The following is a 17,445-nucleotide window of genomic DNA, read 5'->3' as shown; positions in this document are numbered from 1 at the left end:
TCATGCGCCATGGCGTCATCGTTCACGCAGCGCCTCCTGCGCCCGGTTGAACGGTTTGACCAGATATTGCCAGACGGTTTTTTCGCCGGTCCGGATGTCGACCGTCGAGATCATGCCCGGAACAATCGGAAATCGGGTTCCGGCCTTATTGACGAGGTACTCCTCGCGAGTCCGGATATACACCCGGTAATAGACCTGTTCCGGGTCCACTTCATCGCGCACGGTATTGGGCGAAATCGTCACCACCTCGCCGGACAGGCCGCCGAAAATCGCATAGTCGTAGGCCGAGACCTTGACCAGCGCCTCCTGCCCCGGATGAATGTAAGCGATATCCCGGGGCGAAATACGCGCCTCGATCAGCAACTGGTCATCCATCGGAACAATGGTCATGAGTTGTCCGCCGGGTGGAACAACACCACCGATGGTCGTCACGGCAATGTCCTTGACGATACCGCGCATTGGTGCCCGGAAAACCAGGCGTTCGAGCTGTTCAGAACGCCCGCGCATAATCGACGCCTGCACCTCCGCCTCCGCGTTGACCTTCTGCAGCTCCTCCCTGGCCTGAACCTGTGAATCCGCACGTAAGCGGGCAATCTCCAGCCTTGTCTGAGCCGCTTCCCGACGTAGACGGATGACCTCAACCCGGCTCGCCGCGCCACTGCTTTGCAGCCTTTCGGCAATGTCCAGCTCCTGCCGGGCTAGCTCCAGACCCTCAGTCAGTCCCGCCAGCGCATCGCGCTGGCTGGTGCGGCGCGATTGGAACAGTGCCTGTTCATTGGTCCGCAACTGGGCGAATTCAGCACCGGACAACTCATCGGGGAAGGTGACCGTCTCACGGTCCGCCAGCTCGGCCCGCAGCCGTGCCGCCGCGGCAATGGCGGCATGATATTTTGCCGCCGCCTCTCCAACGCTGGAGGCGGTGCGGGTGGGATCGAGCCGCGCGATGACCTCGCCCTGCTCCACCAGATCGCCTTCCCTGACGGAAATCGAGGCGACGATGCCGCCTTCCAGTGACTGGATCACCTGTTCCCGGGAACTGGGCACCACTGTGCCCTGCCCGCTGGATACCTCCACCAGGGGAAAAAACCACGCCCAGCCGAGGAACAGCGCCAGCATCACAACTACCAGCCAGACCAGGCGACGCTCAGGCTTCGCGGTCGCGCGCTCTTCCATCACCAGCAAGACGCTCATGCCGCCGCCTTCGCGGAGCGCAGCTGCGCCAGTACCTGATCTTTCGGCCCGTCCATGGCAATTGCGCCGTTGTTGACCACAATCAGTCGGTCCACGAGCTTAAGCACTTCCGGGCGGTGGGTCGCGACGATGACGGACACACTGCGTCCGAGACGCCCAAGCACGTCAATCACTGCGGCTTCGGACACCTCGTCCAGGGAAGCGGTGGGTTCGTCGAGCAGCAATACATTCGGGTTACGTAGCAGCAGCCGGGCCAGAAGCAACCCCTGTTTCTGACCACCCGACAGCCCCAGCCCGCCTTCCAGCACCATGTGGTCCAGGCCCTCGGGCAGCCGGTGGACAAAGTCCACCAGCCCCATCTGGCCAAGCGTTTCCAGGATGGCCTCGTCCGTTGCCCTGGGCGCACCAAGGGTCAGGTTCTCACGCAGGGTACCGTGGAACAGCCGCGCATCCTGCCCCATCAGGCCGATATCGCGCCGGAGGTCGGTCGGGTCGATCAGCCCCATCACCACGTCGTCAACGCGAACCTCTCCCGCCAACGGCTCCAGCAGACCGGCCAAACCGGACAACAACGTGGACTTGCCCGCCCCGTTGCGCCCGATAATGGCGATACGCTCGCCCCGGTTGATGGTCATCTGCCCGACCTTCAGCACCGGGGCCTGGGAATCATGACCGAATACGGCACCTTTAAGCCGAAGGTCGCCGTGAATCAATGGCTTGTGAATGCGTTGCTCTTGCGCCGCTGTATCCACCGGCAGGGCCATCAGACCATCCAGCGCCTCCCGTGCGACCTGCGCCTGCTGCCAGCGATTCAGAATCTGAGTCACCGAGGCCAGCGGCGCCAGCATCCGCGAAGACAGTATCGAGGCGGCGACGAGCACGCCTGTACTCATGTCCCCCGCCATTACCATGGGCGCACCAAAGAAGACTACCAGGGCAAAGACTCCACCTTGCACCGTCTGGGCCCAGGAGGAGAGCCGGTTCATCAGGTCGCGCAGTTCCATCGACGATCCGGCGGTGGTTTCGTTGTAATGGTTCCAAAGGTTCTGGAACCGTGTCTCGGCCTGCAGGGATTTAATATCGTCCAGGCCCTGGATCGCCTCAACCAGCATCGCGCTACGCAACGCGCTTTCACGGGTGTTCGCCTCGGCCAGGCGGCGCAGGCGCTTCTGCGCCAGCAGGCCGGGCACAATCAACAGGACCACTGCCGCCAGAGGAATCCAGACCAGCGAGCCGGCGATGTAGAAGAACAGCGCACAGAACAACAGGAAGAACGGCAGATCGGCAATCGCCGCGACCGTACTGGAAGTCAGCATCTCGCGCACATGTTCCAGCTCGCGAATCTGCGAGATGAAGGTACCGGTTGAACGCGGGCGGGCAGTGTTACGGACCCGGAGTGCGTGGCCGAACACCCGGTCGGAAATCCGCAGGTCCGCCGCCTTGCCCGCCGCGTCGGCAATCCGGCCACGCGCGACGCGCATCATCAAGCCAAAGAAGGTGGCTACCAGGACGCCTATAAACAGTACCCAGAGCGTGTTCATCGACTGCGCCGGTATCACCCGGTCATAGACCTGCATGGAAAAGATCACGCCCGCCAGTGCCAACACGTTGGTCACCAGTGATGCGACGGTAACGGCGCGATAGGGCGCCATGTCGGCCAGGGCGATGCTGCGCAGCCAGTCCGGTCGCCAGGGCGCAATATATTCATCCACCCGGCGGTCGGCCCGGTTGGCCAGTGGACGCAATACAAACAGGCGGCGAATCCGTCCGGTCAGTTCCTCCCGCGTGAAGGGGGTTTCCAGCCCCTCATCACCCGTCAGGACGATGCCGAAGCCATCGGTGGTTTCGCGCTCGATAATCCCGATCTCACCGCCATCGAACTCGGCCACGAGTGGCAGGCGAAGGCCCGTTAAATCATTCGGCATCACACCGGTTTCGCGGATGGAAAGCCCTGCGGAGCGCGCCAGCGTGGCGAGCTGATCCCCCTCGGCAATCCAGGCCAGGTCGAGCCGAACCCGTTCGGGCGAAACGGCGATGCGGTAATGCGAAGCAACCCGCAATACCACATCCTGCCAGTCCCGGTGGTCGGTTGCGGCACCCGTGCCGAACGCGCCTGTCTCTGTTGTCACCGCTCTAGACATCGTAGAGCACACCGGACTGGAGCTCGTCTTCCAGCGTCGACCCAGGCATCGGCCTGCCCGGATCGGAGGTGCTGGCATCATCGGTCGGAGCCGCATCACCGGTATCCTCTTCCGGCAGCCCCGCAGTCAGATCCTCACCGCCCGACTCGGCGGACAATACCTCGTCCATTGTAATAACCATCTCGGCTTCGGGTTCGTCCGCCTCCGGCGCCTCTTGTGTGTTGAGCGAGGCAAGACCGAAGCTTTCCGTATCACCGGAGGACATCACCATGGACGATGCGGCGAACCCACTGACCGGCGGCGTAACCGTCACATCCTCGACCGTCAGGGTGACATCGCCCCCGCCGGAGGACGTGGTGCCGGTGTAGCTGCCGTCGCCGTTGTCGCTCCAGTCCCCGGAAAGGGACACCTCGTCCTCTCCCGATCCACGGATCGTCAGGAGGCTGTCGCCATCGGTCATGGCCTCGACCTGCTCCGGGGTCAGATCATCGATCGAGTTGCTGCCGTCGATCCCCAGCTCGAGCGTCTCAATGTTACTCAGTTGCGTGGCCAGCTCGGCGCCTGTCAGGCTTTCACCCTCGCGAAACTCAATGGTATCCGAACCGCCAAGGCCGTCGATGGATTCTCCGGTCCAGATCAGGCTGTCGTCACTGGTCGAGGGCAATTGCTCGCTGAGGTCGATCGTCGCGGTGCCTGCGACATCGTCCGACACGTCGGTTCCGTCCGACGTTCGCGCCGTTACGTTGATCTGCAGACCCGATGTACCGCCGTCCATGTCGGTCAGGGCACTGGTCGCCTGGCGAAAGCCCAGGCCGTCCAGATCGGTCTGGCTCAGCCCGGTCAGGGTATAGGTATCGGTTCCCGCCTCGTAGCTCACTCCGGAGGTCACGATCTCCTCTCCTATATAGAACGAGGCGTGCTCGCCCAGCCCCTGAAGTTCCAGTGTCGTCGTTTCGACACTGTCATCCGGCGCCGCCGTCACCGAGGCGTCTTCAGAATCGGCCATGGACGCATTCAGGTTCAGCGATACGATACCGCCTTCAGCGCCGAAGGATTTGGTGGGTGTCAGTTCGATGCCGTTGGCGACCGGGTTCACCGTCACATTGCCAACCTCGAAGCTCTCGACAAGCGATTCCGACAGGGCGGTTTCCCCCGAGGTCACGGTCAGGGACAGATCCTCCAGCGTCCCGCTCCAGTTCTTCGGCGGCAGGATACCAATGTAGTTCGGCAGGCTCCCTTCGGACAGCACCCAGGTGTTGGTGCCGTCGAGACCACCTGCGTTGGTCGTCATCTCGGCCAGGGTGGCATCACTTTCGCTGGGCCCGGTATAGAGCAGGAAGCCTTCCGGCAGGTTCGAGAGCAGTACCGTGGCGATCTCCTCGGAGCCGTCAGCGTCGTTCAGGGCCAGGTCCAGATCCAACTCGGTCAGGGATTCCTTGTCCGAATTCGCCGCTTCGCTCCCGGTGGTGGGATCGGACGACAGGGAGACGCCCTCGTTGACGATGGCGACCGGCAAGGTGGCCGAGCCCTCCGACGTTGTCGCCGTGGCGCCGGTTTCCCGGTTCCGCACCCAGGCATCCACTGTAATCTCGCCCTCAGACATGGTATCGGGGGTGAAAACCAGTCCCTCCAGCGGCGCGCCCATGGTGACACCGTCAATGACGTAGTAGTCCCCATCGGCGATACCGTCGACGCCGGTGACCGACTCGGCCGTGTAGGTCACGCCATCCAGTGTCAGCGTGCCCTCGCCCAGCCCGTTGGTACCGTCAATCTGCAGATAGAGTTCTCCGCCCTCAACGGTTCCGTGCTCGCCGTCCTCCGAATTGGTTACCGTCACCGTGAGCGGGATGTCACTGTCGGCTTCCGTTCGTTCACCGTCGGTGGTGATCGAGATTCCCGCCTCGTCGGTCACCGGGTCCACCGGAATCGTCGGCGCGACCGTTTGTTCCTCCGAACGCCCACCGGCAACTGCCGAGGTCAGCGTGGCGTTGAACGAGAGCTCGTCCGCAGCATTGTTCTCGTTCGCGTTATCCGCAGGGTCAATGACGATGCTGCTCATCAGGCCGTCAAGCTTGGCCTGCACAGCGGCGGGATCGTCGCCCGGATCGGTCGTCACCGAGGCCGTCCAGACCTCCTGCCCATCCACCGTGGTACGCACCATTCCGGTTACCTCGGTGCCAGCAGGCAGATCGGTGAGCGTGACCGTCAGGAGGTTGGATTCCGTACTCTGTGCCGTGACCTGTGCATCGAGCATGTCCGACAACAGGAAGCTCGTGTCCTCCGTGGCGGTGGCCTCGTTGTACTCCCAGGTATCAATGGTGGGCGGGGCAGTGGAGTCGCCAGAACCTTCGAAATCCGCCGTCAGGTTCCAACCAAGACTGTCGGCCAGGACCTCGGTCCCGGCCCCCGGCTCATTGCCGCGATCCTGGGTCTGCACGGTCACAGTGATCGGCGCATCGGCAATGCCCGCCGCCTCATCGCCCACGGTGAAGGTCACGGGCACTACCAGGCCGCCCGCGTCATTCACCGACAATGCATCGGCCTCGTCGTAGATCAGGAGCCAGCTTCCGCCAGAGGTCATCTCGCCGCCCTCGACGGTCACGCCATCAGGCACGTCGTCGATGAGCACGCGAATCAGGTGCTCGCTGCCGTCGCTGTCGGGCGTGGAGACATTCAGGTCGAGGGTCACCGGCTCTCCCGCGCTGGTCACGGTGACATCGTTGCCGGACACGGATCCTGAGCCGCTTCCAAGCGTGGTACTGTCAATCGCCAGATTCGGCTGATCGGTCACTGCTGCTGCGCCCAGGTCGAAATGGCCGTTCTGCCAATCGCTGGTCACGTCCGCAAGGCCGTCATTCCCCGGATCGGTGATCCGATAGATCAGATCAAATCCATCCAGGTCCCCGTCGAGGTGCTCGCTGCCCTGGGCCGTCAGATTGCCCGCCTGTGCAGCGGTCAGCTCGTAATAGTCAACGCCGCCCACATTGATGATATCCAGGCCGGCATCCGCCAGGGCATCGCTCCCGAGATAGAGCGTGAAATCCGCACCCACGGTATCGGACACCTTGATGCCGACAGCCTCGAGCGCCTCATCGGTGTCGCCGCCCTGATGAACGATGCCCAGATTGATCGGTTGCCGCGCATCCTCATTCAGCCCTGCCCCGGTGGTGATATCCGCTTCGGGCGAAGGCGTCACCGTGAAGTTGACCGTCTGCTCGGTACCGGTCAGCGAGTCACCGTCACTCTCCGTGGTCACCGGAACCGCACTGAACGACACCTCGCCGTTGAAGTTATCCGGCACCGTGATCTCGGCGGTGGCAAGCTGTGCTTCGCTCAGGACCCAGACCCGGTCCTCGCCAACCGCGGTGCCCAGCGAGGTGCCCTGAGTCAGGCCGAACCCTTCTGGCAGATCCGAGATCCGAACCGTGAGGGTTTCAGAACCGTCGCTATCCTGCTTATCCACAGACAGCAGGTCTGCCAACGTTACGCTGTCGACGCCGCTGTCCAGGTTGGTTTCAGCGTATTCCTGCGGGGTCACGGAAACATCGGCCTGATCGGCGACACCCTGGATCTCAACATCCATATCCAGGCTGATCGGGTCCGAACTGTCTGAGTAGGTTGTCCCGTCAACTTCCAACTCGTCGACGGACTGGGCCGTGACGTTCAGCGTGAGGTCGTCATTGCTGTGTTCCGGCGGCCGCAGAGTGAGCGGAGCCGAAGAATCAAAGTTTTCGATGGTGACACTGCCCCCCGCCACGGTCAGCGGGTTGCCATCATAGGTCAGCACCGCACCATCAGGAATATCGGCAATGGTGACGGTGAAAACCTCGGACGGGTCGGAGCTGGTGGGACGGATATTCAGCGGGATGTCCTCGTCCTCACTGCCCTGCGTTCGCGAAGCGAGCGACAGGGTCACATCGTCGGCGACGGGGGTAATCAGAACGTTGGTCAGGGTCGCCTCGCCGCTGACCGCCTCTGAACTGTTCGTACCACCGTCATCGTCGGCATCGACGGTAAAGGCCTGCACCTTGATATCGAACTGACCCGAGAAATCGTCGGCGGCACGGAATTCCAGTGTGTCCAGCGCGCTTGCGGGCACATCGATCGGCGTGCCGTTGTATACGGCCTCCTTCTGAACTCCATCTTCCATCCACCGGAACTGTGATCCGGTGGCATCGGACAGGCCACCATCACCGGCAATCAGCTCGGGCGTCAGTCGCGCGAAGGTTTCTTCGCCACTGTCCTGGTTGAGCCAGCCTGCGCTCAGGTCAAAACCGTCACTGTTCAGGTCGAACCACTGGTCTTCCTGCGCCGAGCTGGAGTAGGAAAAATCCGGTGCCATGGTCAGATCATCGTTGGTGTCGCCGTCGGTATCGGTCCCGACTTCCTCGGCCACCGGGTTCACCGTTATGGTCAGGTCGTGTTCCCTTTCCAGGGCGGTATCCGTCTCGGTCGAGCCGTTGACAGAACTTTCATCCTCGCTCGACACCCGGAGCGTGATGTTCGCGTCGCTGCTGTCATGGGCAGGCGGGGTGATGGTGAAGCCGTCCAGATATTCTTCACGCTCCGCTTCAGTCCCGCCCGTAAAGGTGATCGTATAGGTGCCCCCCGAAAGCCCGGCGGACGCACCCGCCGAGGCCCCGTTTGACACCGTTGAGTCCGCCACTTCCCAGCCTGCGGGAACCTCGAAGGACACTTCGGTGATTACTTCACTGCCGCCAGCGCTGACATCGGTACTGCCATCAGTCAGCCGGACCCCCGAGAGGAAGGCAATGGCGCTGTCCTCATCGCCTTCAGCACCATCGACCTGCACGTCGTCGGCCACTGGTGTGACGTGCAGGTTCAGCGTGACGCTGTTGTCACTCTCATCCGCCTCGGCGACGCCGTCGGCCGGGCCCGGCACCTCCGCGCCGTCCCAGTAGCCGTCAGCATCCCGGTCCTGGGCATTGAGCGTTACCGTAATGCCTTCAAGGTCGCCACTGAAATCGTCCGCGCCGCCGATGTTGATGGCGGGCAGACCTTCGGTATCGCCGCTCAGGCCAGGGGCGGCCACGGTCACGTCATCGCCGCTCGCAATCGTTTCCCCGTTGACAACGATATCGGCCCCGGTGTTGTTGCTGATGGTGATCGAACGCAGTTCGCTGCCGTCCAGGTCGTCGAAGCTGGTCGAGAGGATTTCGGACAGGTCGACCGTGGTGTCTTCTTTGAGGGTTACATCGGCCTGGGTGTTACCACCATCGCCCCCATAGCTGATGGCATCGGCGTTATCCACGGTGCTGTCATCAACCGAGCTGTCGAAGACCAGCGCCGCCGGGTCGGTCACCGCCTGGACATGGACCGTGACACTGTCGCTGCTGGTGGTCCCATCCACACCGGCCAGGACCGTGCCGCTACCGTCGACCTCATAGCTGGTGACCGTGTAATTCACCTCGAAATTCTCTGAGGCGTGCTCCGGCGGCAGCACCTCAAGCGCCTCGAGCTCAGCACTGGTCATGGTCAGGTCCGCGCTGGTGCCCGTTACCGTCAGCCCCGGATCACTCAGCGTAATGGTCACGCTGCCACTGGCGTCGACCGTTGTGGTGCCAAACGGCCCTTGAAGCACCGCCCCTTCGGGAAGACCCGAGAGGGTGATCTCGCCAATTCGTTCGGGGGTGGTGTTGTTGCCGGTACCCCCGCCGTCATCGGTGATGGTCGGCGCCACCAGCCCCAGGGCCACCGCCGTGTCTTCAAGCGTGTTGATATCGCTGGTATCGACAGACACCCCCGGGGCATCCGCCACCGGGGCAACATTTGCCGTGACGGTCGTGGTGGCATTCGTGCCGTCATCACTCGTGGTGACCTCGAACGTCTCCGTACCGCTGTAGTTCGTGTCGGGCACGTAGGTCACCTCGCCATCCGCGCTGATGGTCACGGTGCCATGCCCGATCTTGTATTCCATGCCGCCGCCCGGCGTCGACGTGCCGGTCAGGGAGGTACCGTCCTGCGTCAGGCTGGTGTTGTCCGACGTCGCGTCCGCCGAAATGTTGAAGGAAAAACCGCTGCTGTCTTCGTCGATGTCTCGCTCGATTTCCGCCAGCGGCGCGTTATCCACCACTTCGACGATGAAACCGGCCGTATCAGTGTCGCCATCGCTGTCGGTGACCTCGACACCGAAGGCCAGATCCTGACTCTCCGCACCGTTATGGTCGATCGCCTGCAGCAACTCGAAGGTATACCCGGCCGAGGCCGATGTCGGATCGGTCAGTGTGACAACGAAGACGGCCTCAGTCCCCGCGCCCTTGTAGGCGGTCAGGCTGTGCCCGTCGGCGGACAGCTCATAGCGCAGATCCTCGCCGCTGGACTGGAGCCCCGCGGGCGCGCTGTCGGTGGTCAGCGTCACATTGACGCTGTCCTGCCCCGGCGTCAGATCGAGCGATCCGCTTACCTCACGCTGAGCAGGGTCGGGATTACTCCCGGTCGGCAGATGTTCTTCGTCGATGATGGCATGGTCCGGCGTGCCGAGCTCGGGAACCGAATCGGTCACTGTGACTGGTTGCATTGCCGCTTCCGCGGACACATCACCATCGCCGTCGATGGTGGTGTAGCTGAAGTCGTCGCTCAGTTCGGTATCGTTGTCCGGCTTGGCGTGATCCGCGCTTGCCAGTGGCGTATAGGACCAGGAGCCATCGCTGCCAACGGTCAACTCACCATACTGGGTCTCGACCGTCTCGGAACCACCATCGGGGATAACCGCTGAAGCGCTTGTACCTGACCTGTCGGTATAGGTGATCTCATGGACCCGACCACCATCGGCCCCGAGTGTGTCGTTGGCCAGCAGGTTCGCCCCGCCAACGGTCGAGCCTCCCTCGGCAACCGACATCGGGGTGTCATCCACCGGCGCCGCCACATCATCAACAACGGCGGCAGTGAGTTCGCCTACCCGGATATCGCCATCGTTTTCAACAGCGGCCACCTGGATCGTCTCGCGGACAATGTCATTGAGCGCGCCGGCGCTGTGGTCTTCCGTATTACCGTCCAGCGTGTAGGTGTAGCTGACAGCGCCGGTCCCGGCATCAAAGCCGGTAATGGTAAGCGTGCCGTATTGGGTTGATACGTCCACCGGCGTGGTGGCGGCATCTTGCAGCTGGGCAAGCGTCACCGTGTCGCCACCGCTCAGTGTGCCGCCCGCCACCGTGCCACCGATCACGATTTCGGAAAGCTCGGAGACATCGGCGGCCAGCGCGAAGGTGGAACTGACCGCGTCCGCCCCGCTTCCCTCTTGCGAACCGCCCGTCAAGGCAGACTCCGAGACCACGATATCCTCGGGTTCGCCCGCCACCTCGTCGGTGACAGTAAGCCCGGTCACGGTACGGTCGGCACTGTTGGTGTTGCCGTAGTCATCCACCGCCTGGGCCGAAATTTCGGTATTTTCAGTCCCCAATGGGTCAGGCAGTGTCACGCTCCAGGCGCCGTCGGACTGGACCGTTGCAGAGTAGGTCTCGCCATCGACGTCGAGCGTGATGGCCGCACCGGGTTCGCCGGTGCCGGTGATGGTTGGCGCTTCGCCTTCCACCACCAGCACCGGGTCGATGGCCACCGGGGTGGCGGTATCCTTGAGAATCGTGTCAGTGCTCGTGGCCGGGTTGCCCTCCGCGTCCTCCACGTCGGCGGTTACGGTCAGTGTGCCATCATCCAGCCCACTGAGGTCGGCCGTCACCGAATAGGAACCGTCAGGCTGCACGGTTATACCCGCCGCCGGGACGTCCACACTGTTGGTGCCGTCGGAGATAGTCAGTGACGTCACGGTTCCGCCCACCGCCGCCTGGCCGGTGATGGACACCTGGCCCAGGTCATCCACCGAGGAGAGCACGTCGTCCGGTACATCGGCGCCAGCCGGGCTGGCGTCGTCGCTGATGGTCACACCAGCGATATCGATAACCCAATTCGCCGTCGCGGTAGCATCGCCCGCGCCACTGCCGTCGTCGACCGTATAGGGCAGCACAAGTTGCTCCGGCGCATTGGGCCCGGGCACAAAGGTCAGTTCCCCATTGCCATTGAGCGAGACCGTCCCGCGGTCACCACTCAAGGTGATGCTGCCGCCCGGGGCGATGGCCTGGCCGTCCACCTGGGTCACCGTCAACGTGGCGGTTTCACCCGCGTCGACGTCTGTGTCGTTGGCCAGAACGTCCAGCACTGCACTATCGCCCGGAGCAATCAGTGTGGTGTCGTCTTCCGGTTCGGGCCGGTCGTTGGCTCCATTGATCGTGACCTCTACGGTTACTGTGTCGCTCGCACCCTGCGAGTCCTCCACCGTCACCTGATACTCCTGGGTCAGCACTTCACCTGCGCTCAGTACATCCAGATCGGCGTCATCGACGGTAAAGGTCCAATCGAGCTCCCCTGTTTCGGGGTCGATCGTACCGGGGGTAAAGGTACCGAGATAGCCTGTGCCCTGAGGGACCGAATCAACCGAGTGAGTATCGGTAGTATCGAGGTCGGACACCTCAATCGTTCCTGTCTGGCTATGTTCGAGCGTGTTCTCGTCGGTATCGCCATCGGTCAGTTCCGTGACCATGGCCGTGGTGTCCGAACCGGCCGAGATGTCCGGGGTGTCGTTGCTGCCGGTGATGGTGACAGTCACCACCTGCTCGTCGTAGCCACCGTCGTTGTCTGTGACGCGTACGGTGATTTCGTCGGTCAGGGTCTCGCCTTCGGCCAGGGCCTGGACGCGAGCGTCATCGTTGTCCAGGGTGTAGGTCCACTCGCCGGTGCTGGTATCGACCGTCAGCTCGCCATACTCACCCGTGCTGCCTTCGACGCTCCAGCCGTGGGTGTTGCTGGTGTCGATATCGTCCACCGCCAACTGGCCGCTGGTGGACAGCACACCGTCTTCGGCCACATCTCCCGTGGCCTCGCCGGAAATGTCAGGCAGGTCGTTGGTACCGGTGATGGTCACCGTGATCGTGCCGGTGTCAGTGCCGTCGGCGGATATCACGGTCCAGCTTTCGGTCATCGTCTCGCCCAGGACAAGCGACTGTACCTCGGCCAGGGTATTGTCGACACGGTAGGTCCAACTGCCATCGCTCTCGACGCTCAGATTGCCCAGAGCCGGGCCTCCGTGACTGGCGCTTTCAAAGGCGAGGCTGGGAGCGTCTAACCGGTTTTCCCCGGCATCGACATCGTCAATCGCAACCTGACCGCTCGTGCTCAGCAGGCCAGCCTCCACATCGGAGTCCTCGGTCACCTGGCCACTGTCATCCGTGACCACCGCCACATCATTGGTGCCAGTGATGGTCACAGCGATGGTTTCGTTCGCCGTGCCGTCCAGGCTGGACACCGCCAGTTTGTCAGTCACGATTTCGCCATCGGTCAGGGCCTGGGTCGCCGCGCGTCCATCCTCCAGCGTATAGGTCCACGCCCCGGTCGCCGAGTCGAAGGTGAACGTGCCGTAGGTGCCCTCAAGACTCGCAGGGGTTTCGAAGACGGCCTCGCCCTCGTCGGCGTCCGACACGGTAAGCGAGCCACTGGCACTCAGGCTTCCCGGAGTACCGTTATCAACACCACCAGCCTCGACCGCTGCTCCCTCCGTTTCTCCGGAGATCGTCGCCGGTTCGTTCCCCGGGGTTACCATGACCGGCACCGTCACGATATCGGTGCCGCCGTTACCGTCGTCTACGGTCACCTCGAAGCTGTCAGGGCCATCGTAATCTTCGTCGGGGGTGTATTCGTAGTTGCCGTCCGGGTTAACCGTCACCGTGCCGTGCTCGGGATCGCCACTCAGCTCGAACGTCAGTTGATCACCATCAGGGTCTGTGCCCCTCACTAACCCCCTGACCGGTGTATCGCCCGGCGTTGTCACCGGATCGGCAGAGGCCGCGGGCGCAACGTTGGACGGCGCATCGGATGAAGAGCCGGAACCGTGCTCCGCCAGGGCCGCACCGCCGGCCAAAAGCCCCAGACCCGCCAGCGGCGCCGCCCAGGGGAACGGTGTGGCAGCGACATTGTCGTTGATCTCGGCGATATCAAATCCGTTCCAGACGTCACCGTACTGCGCCCACCAGGTGATACCGTTCCCGTCCTCGAATACGAGGTCACTTCGTTCGTCTGCGGTCTCAACGAAAAAATTCTCGATAACAAAAACCGTGCCGTCCTCGAGGACCAGTACCAGGTCGCTTCCATCCCGCTCGAATCGGGCAACTTGTTCCGGCCCAATCTGTAACTGAACCACACCCGGGGCCTCCAGGGTGACGCGATCTCCGTCAAACGTTCGGGAGGACCCATTCCGGGACTTGGGAAACACCGCTGACTTCATATTTGACTCCTGTTTAGCATCCTGGCCTTATCGCCCCTGGCTCCAATAAATGCATTCTCTCGCCAGCCCAAGCATAAAGCTCTTGACCGGCTATAGAAGTCACAGTGGACGCAGTAACCGTCACACCCTTGGAAACAGTGGGCTGGAAACCACCGATACACCTTGATGTGACACCTGTCGTCACAATAAGATTGGGTAGTTTTTCGCACAAATGGACGACATCAAGCGTAAGGAGACGGTAATGAAGCGTTTTTGCGGTGAGCGATTTTGGGCGTACAGCCCTACTCTTAAACGGTTGTGCCAAGCCAAAAAGAAAGCATGGCGATGCCACACAGAATCAATGTGGCTGACACTCAACCTGATTAACGACCATGAATAATAGCTTATCTCGCGAAGACCACATCCTGATAAAGGATGAACTGGATAACATCCTTAACTCAAAATCATTCGCTCATGCTCCTGCCGTTCGAGCCTTTCTGGAATTTGTCATCAACGAAGTCATTGCCGGACGCGGTGACCGAATCAATGCTTACGCCATCGCATCGGAGGTTTTTGACAGGGGTGCTCAGTTTGACCCGTCGAACGATACCATTGTGCGCACAACAGCAGGTCGGATCAGAAAAGCGCTTCAGGCTTACTATAGCGACTGCGAGCAGAACGTCCGGGTTGTAATCAGCTTACCGAAGGGAAGGTATGTGCCCTCATTCGAGTTCCGGGATGCGCCTGCACCGCCGCAACCGGACTCATCCATAGAGGATTCCGTTAGCCGATCACCACTTTCACGCCCAGCCCTGTTAATGGCCACCTGCCTGTTGGCAGTGTTCGCTTTGGGCTTGTCAGCGTATTTTTGGTGGCAGAGCGAGCCAGAATCCTTACCTACCCATATCGTTATTGATCTGCACCCGGTTCAGCATCCCGGCCAGGAGACAAAATCGCTGGCAAGAGCCATTGATATCCGTCTCGCTCCCGCTCTGTCACACATCGGGCTGGCCAGGATCACCCCGCCAGGCATAGTGCCAATTGCGACAAAAGAAAAACCGACAAAAAAGGCTTCCGGTTTTAATAACATCGCGTTTACCTTGCGGCCAACGCTCACCAATGATGCGAACCCCGAGCTGCTCTGGCAGTTGATCGATAACGAAACCGGCTATTTGTTGTGGGCCGCCAAGGAACAATTATCAGGAACAGATTCCGCCTCAATCAACAGAGCCGTTAACAAGGTTTCGTTCCAGATCCTAGGCGAAGGCGGCGCGATACCTCTGATCCTCGACAGATACTACAGCGAAGTCTTCTCAAAGCAGGCCTGCCTCTCACGAGCACAACTCATCCGAGCGGTCGAAAACGCCAGCGTGTATCCCGAAATGCGCGAATGCCTCGAACGCGTTGTCGCCAGATTCCCCAACGATGCGTCGGCGTGGGCCACCCTGAGCATTTTCAACACAGTACGATCCCGCTACTACACATCCGGCGGTCCGGAGGAGTTGTCCAAACTCATCGAAATCGCCAGACACGCCGGGCAGAAAGCAGAGAACCTTGCTCCAGAGGCCTATCTCACCAAGGTCGCTCTCATGCATCTGGCGCTTCGCCAGCGGAATATCGGGGAATTCGACACATTTCAAAGGCAAATCCGGGCGAGCTATCCGGGAGACATCTATCTCAAACTGCGTATTGCGTCCCGCATCGCTCGACTGGGACGTGGCCGGGAGGCACTGGAAATTTACCGGGAGGCCCGGGAGAGCTGGGGATTGAACCTTAGTTCGAGATCGGCCGAGTTAGCGCTGGCCTATTTCGTCGAGGGTGAGTACGAGCGCGCATATCATCACATCGCGCGAAACACATCCGGCCAGCGCTACGTACTGACTCTCAAGGCCGCCGTTCTGGGCAAACTGGGCCTGGTAGAAAAAGCGCAACCAGTGATTGATGAACTTGTGGCGAGCAACCCCGACATCAGAGAGACCTTTTATCCCTGGCTCGCCGAACTGAGCTGGACACATCCATTGCTGACCGACATCGCCGACGGTCTCGCCAAAGCGGGGCTAACTGTCAGCATCACTGACAGTAATCGCGTCACAGGAATATCGGATCAATTCCAGTGAAATCAATCCGTTAACATCACATGAAGCTACCCATCGCTCAACTATGCTCACTCCTGTAGCACAGTTGAATAACCCAAGCCTATAGTTCTGTCCCGCCTTGCCGCTGACAGGCGCCGATCGTCCCTGAAAGGCGTATTTTCACTCCCACTCAATGGTGGCCGGCGGCTTGGACGACACATCGTAGGTCACCCGGGACACACCGGTGATTTCATTGATGATCCGGTTGGAGACCGTCTCCAACAGATCATAAGGCAGGTGTGCCCAGCGCGCTGTCATGAAGTCGATGGTTTCTACCGCACGTAACGCAATCACGTACTCGTAGCGGCGCGCATCCCCGACCACGCCCACGGACTTCACCGGCAGGAAGACCGCAAACGCCTGGCTGGTTTTGTGGTAGAAATCCGCCCGGTGCAGTTCTTCCAGGAAGATAGCGTCGGCGCGACGGAGGATGTCGGCGTACTCTTTCTTTACTTCGCCCAGAATACGAACACCCAGCCCCGGCCCCGGGAACGGGTGGCGATACACCATGTCATAGGGCAGCCCCAGCTCCAGGCCGATGCGACGAACCTCGTCCTTGAAGAGCTCACGCAGTGGCTCTACCAGCTTCAGCTTCATGGTCTCCGGCAGGCCACCCACATTGTGGTGGGACTTGATGACATGGGCTTTACCGGTCTTGGATGCCGCGGACTCAATGACGTCCGGGTAAATGGTGCCCTGGGCCAGCCAGTTCACATCGCGGATACTGGTGGCTTCTTCGTCGAACACATCGATAAATGTGTTACCGATAATCTTGCGCTTCTTCTCCGGGTCCGCCTCGCCCTTGAGCTTGGACAGGAACAGTTCCTCTGCGTCCACACGGATCACTTTCACGCCCATGTTGCTGGCGAACATGTCCATAACCTGATCGCCTTCATTCAGGCGCAGCAGGCCGTTGTCCACGAACACGCAGGTCAGCTGATCACCGATGGCCTTATGCAGCAGCGCGGCGGTTACGGACGAGTCCACGCCCCCGGAAAGGCCGAGCAATACTTTGTCGTTGCCGACCTGATCACGGATCTGCTGTACGGCGTCATCAACAATCTTGGCGGGGGTCCACAGCGCCTCACAGCCAGAGATGTTCAGCACGAAATGTTCAAGGATGCGTTTGCCCTGGAGCGTGTGAGTGACCTCCGGGTGGAACTGAACGCCGTACAGGTTGCGACTCAGGTCCTGCATGGCGGAAATCGGGGCGCTCTCGGTGGAGGCCAGCAGCTCAAAGCCGTCCGGCATGACCACAACTTTGTCACCGTGACTCATCCACACGTCCAGCAGGGACTCACCGGTGGCTGTCAGGTGATCGGTAATGTCCTGCAACAGCGGCCCGGCGGCCCGAACCTTGACCTGCGAATACCCGAATTCACGTTTCTCGGAACTGGCGACACGGCCACCAAGCTGCTCGGCCATGGTCTGCATGCCATAGCAGATACCAAGAATCGGGATACCACGATCAAACAGGCCATCCGGAGCACGGGGACCACCAAGCTGGGTGACAGATTCAGGACCGCCGGCAAGGATGATGCCTTTGGGATTAAACGCTTCAAGCTCGTCGTCGGTGATGTCGAACGCCTTGATTTCACAGTAAACCCCGATTTCCCGCACGCGACGCGCGATGAGCTGGGTGTACTGGGAACCAAAATCGAGAATCAGAATGCGGTGGTCGTGGATGTTCTGGGCCATGGAGTCCTCG

At 61.2% G+C, this 17,445-nt stretch carries 5 protein-coding genes; 1 reads left to right on the top strand and 4 read right to left on the bottom strand.

The window, feature by feature from the left end:
* Positions 1–15 precede the first annotated feature (15 nt).
* Genes ACQUWM_RS02285 through ACQUWM_RS02275 form a run of 3 tightly spaced genes read right to left on the bottom strand, consistent with a single transcriptional unit; the run spans position 16 to position 13,623 of the window.
* Entirely contained in the window at positions 16–1,191 is a 1,176-nt protein-coding gene (locus ACQUWM_RS02285; RefSeq protein WP_428921041.1) for an HlyD family efflux transporter periplasmic adaptor subunit, read from the bottom strand.
* A complete protein-coding gene (locus tag ACQUWM_RS02280; RefSeq protein ID WP_428921040.1) occupies positions 1,188–3,332 on the bottom strand; it encodes a type I secretion system permease/ATPase in 2,145 nt (714 codons plus the stop codon). The genes ACQUWM_RS02285 and ACQUWM_RS02280 overlap by 4 nt, the downstream gene beginning before the upstream one ends.
* A complete protein-coding gene (locus tag ACQUWM_RS02275) occupies positions 3,325–13,623 on the bottom strand; it encodes a VCBS domain-containing protein (protein ID WP_428921039.1) in 10,299 nt (3,432 codons plus the stop codon). The genes ACQUWM_RS02280 and ACQUWM_RS02275 overlap by 8 nt, the downstream gene beginning before the upstream one ends.
* Before the next feature lie 371 nt (positions 13,624–13,994).
* On the opposite strand from ACQUWM_RS02275, the gene ACQUWM_RS02270 reads away from it, so the two are divergent.
* On the top strand, positions 13,995–15,719 hold the full coding sequence (locus ACQUWM_RS02270; protein ID WP_428921038.1) for a tetratricopeptide repeat protein: 1,725 nt from the start codon (positions 13,995–13,997) through the stop codon (positions 15,717–15,719).
* Between the two features lie 138 nt (positions 15,720–15,857).
* Here ACQUWM_RS02270 and guaA read toward each other — a convergent pair whose 3' ends face one another.
* Positions 15,858–17,435: a glutamine-hydrolyzing GMP synthase gene (gene guaA, locus ACQUWM_RS02265; RefSeq protein ID WP_407000309.1), complete on the bottom strand. Its 1,578-nt coding sequence runs from the start codon at positions 17,433–17,435 to the stop codon at positions 15,858–15,860.
* Positions 17,436–17,445 lie beyond the last annotated feature (10 nt).

This window comes from Marinobacter sp. DUT-3 (assembly GCF_050379435.1).
GTDB lineage: Bacteria > Pseudomonadota > Gammaproteobacteria > Pseudomonadales > Oleiphilaceae > Marinobacter.
Note: the sequence above shows the minus strand (reverse complement) of the source record. Positions and strands in the feature narration are given on the sequence as shown.

Coding starts and splice junctions, on each gene's coding strand:
- ACQUWM_RS02285 (WP_428921041.1), bottom strand. CDS start 1,191: ATGAGCGTCTTGCTGGTGATGGAAGAGCGCGCGACCGCGAAGCCTGAG.
- ACQUWM_RS02280 (WP_428921040.1), bottom strand. CDS start 3,332: ATGTCTAGAGCGGTGACAACAGAGACAGGCGCGTTCGGCACGGGTGCC.
- ACQUWM_RS02275 (WP_428921039.1), bottom strand. CDS start 13,623: ATGAAGTCAGCGGTGTTTCCCAAGTCCCGGAATGGGTCCTCCCGAACG.
- ACQUWM_RS02270 (WP_428921038.1), top strand. CDS start 13,995: ATGAATAATAGCTTATCTCGCGAAGACCACATCCTGATAAAGGATGAA.
- guaA (WP_407000309.1), bottom strand. CDS start 17,435: ATGGCCCAGAACATCCACGACCACCGCATTCTGATTCTCGATTTTGGT.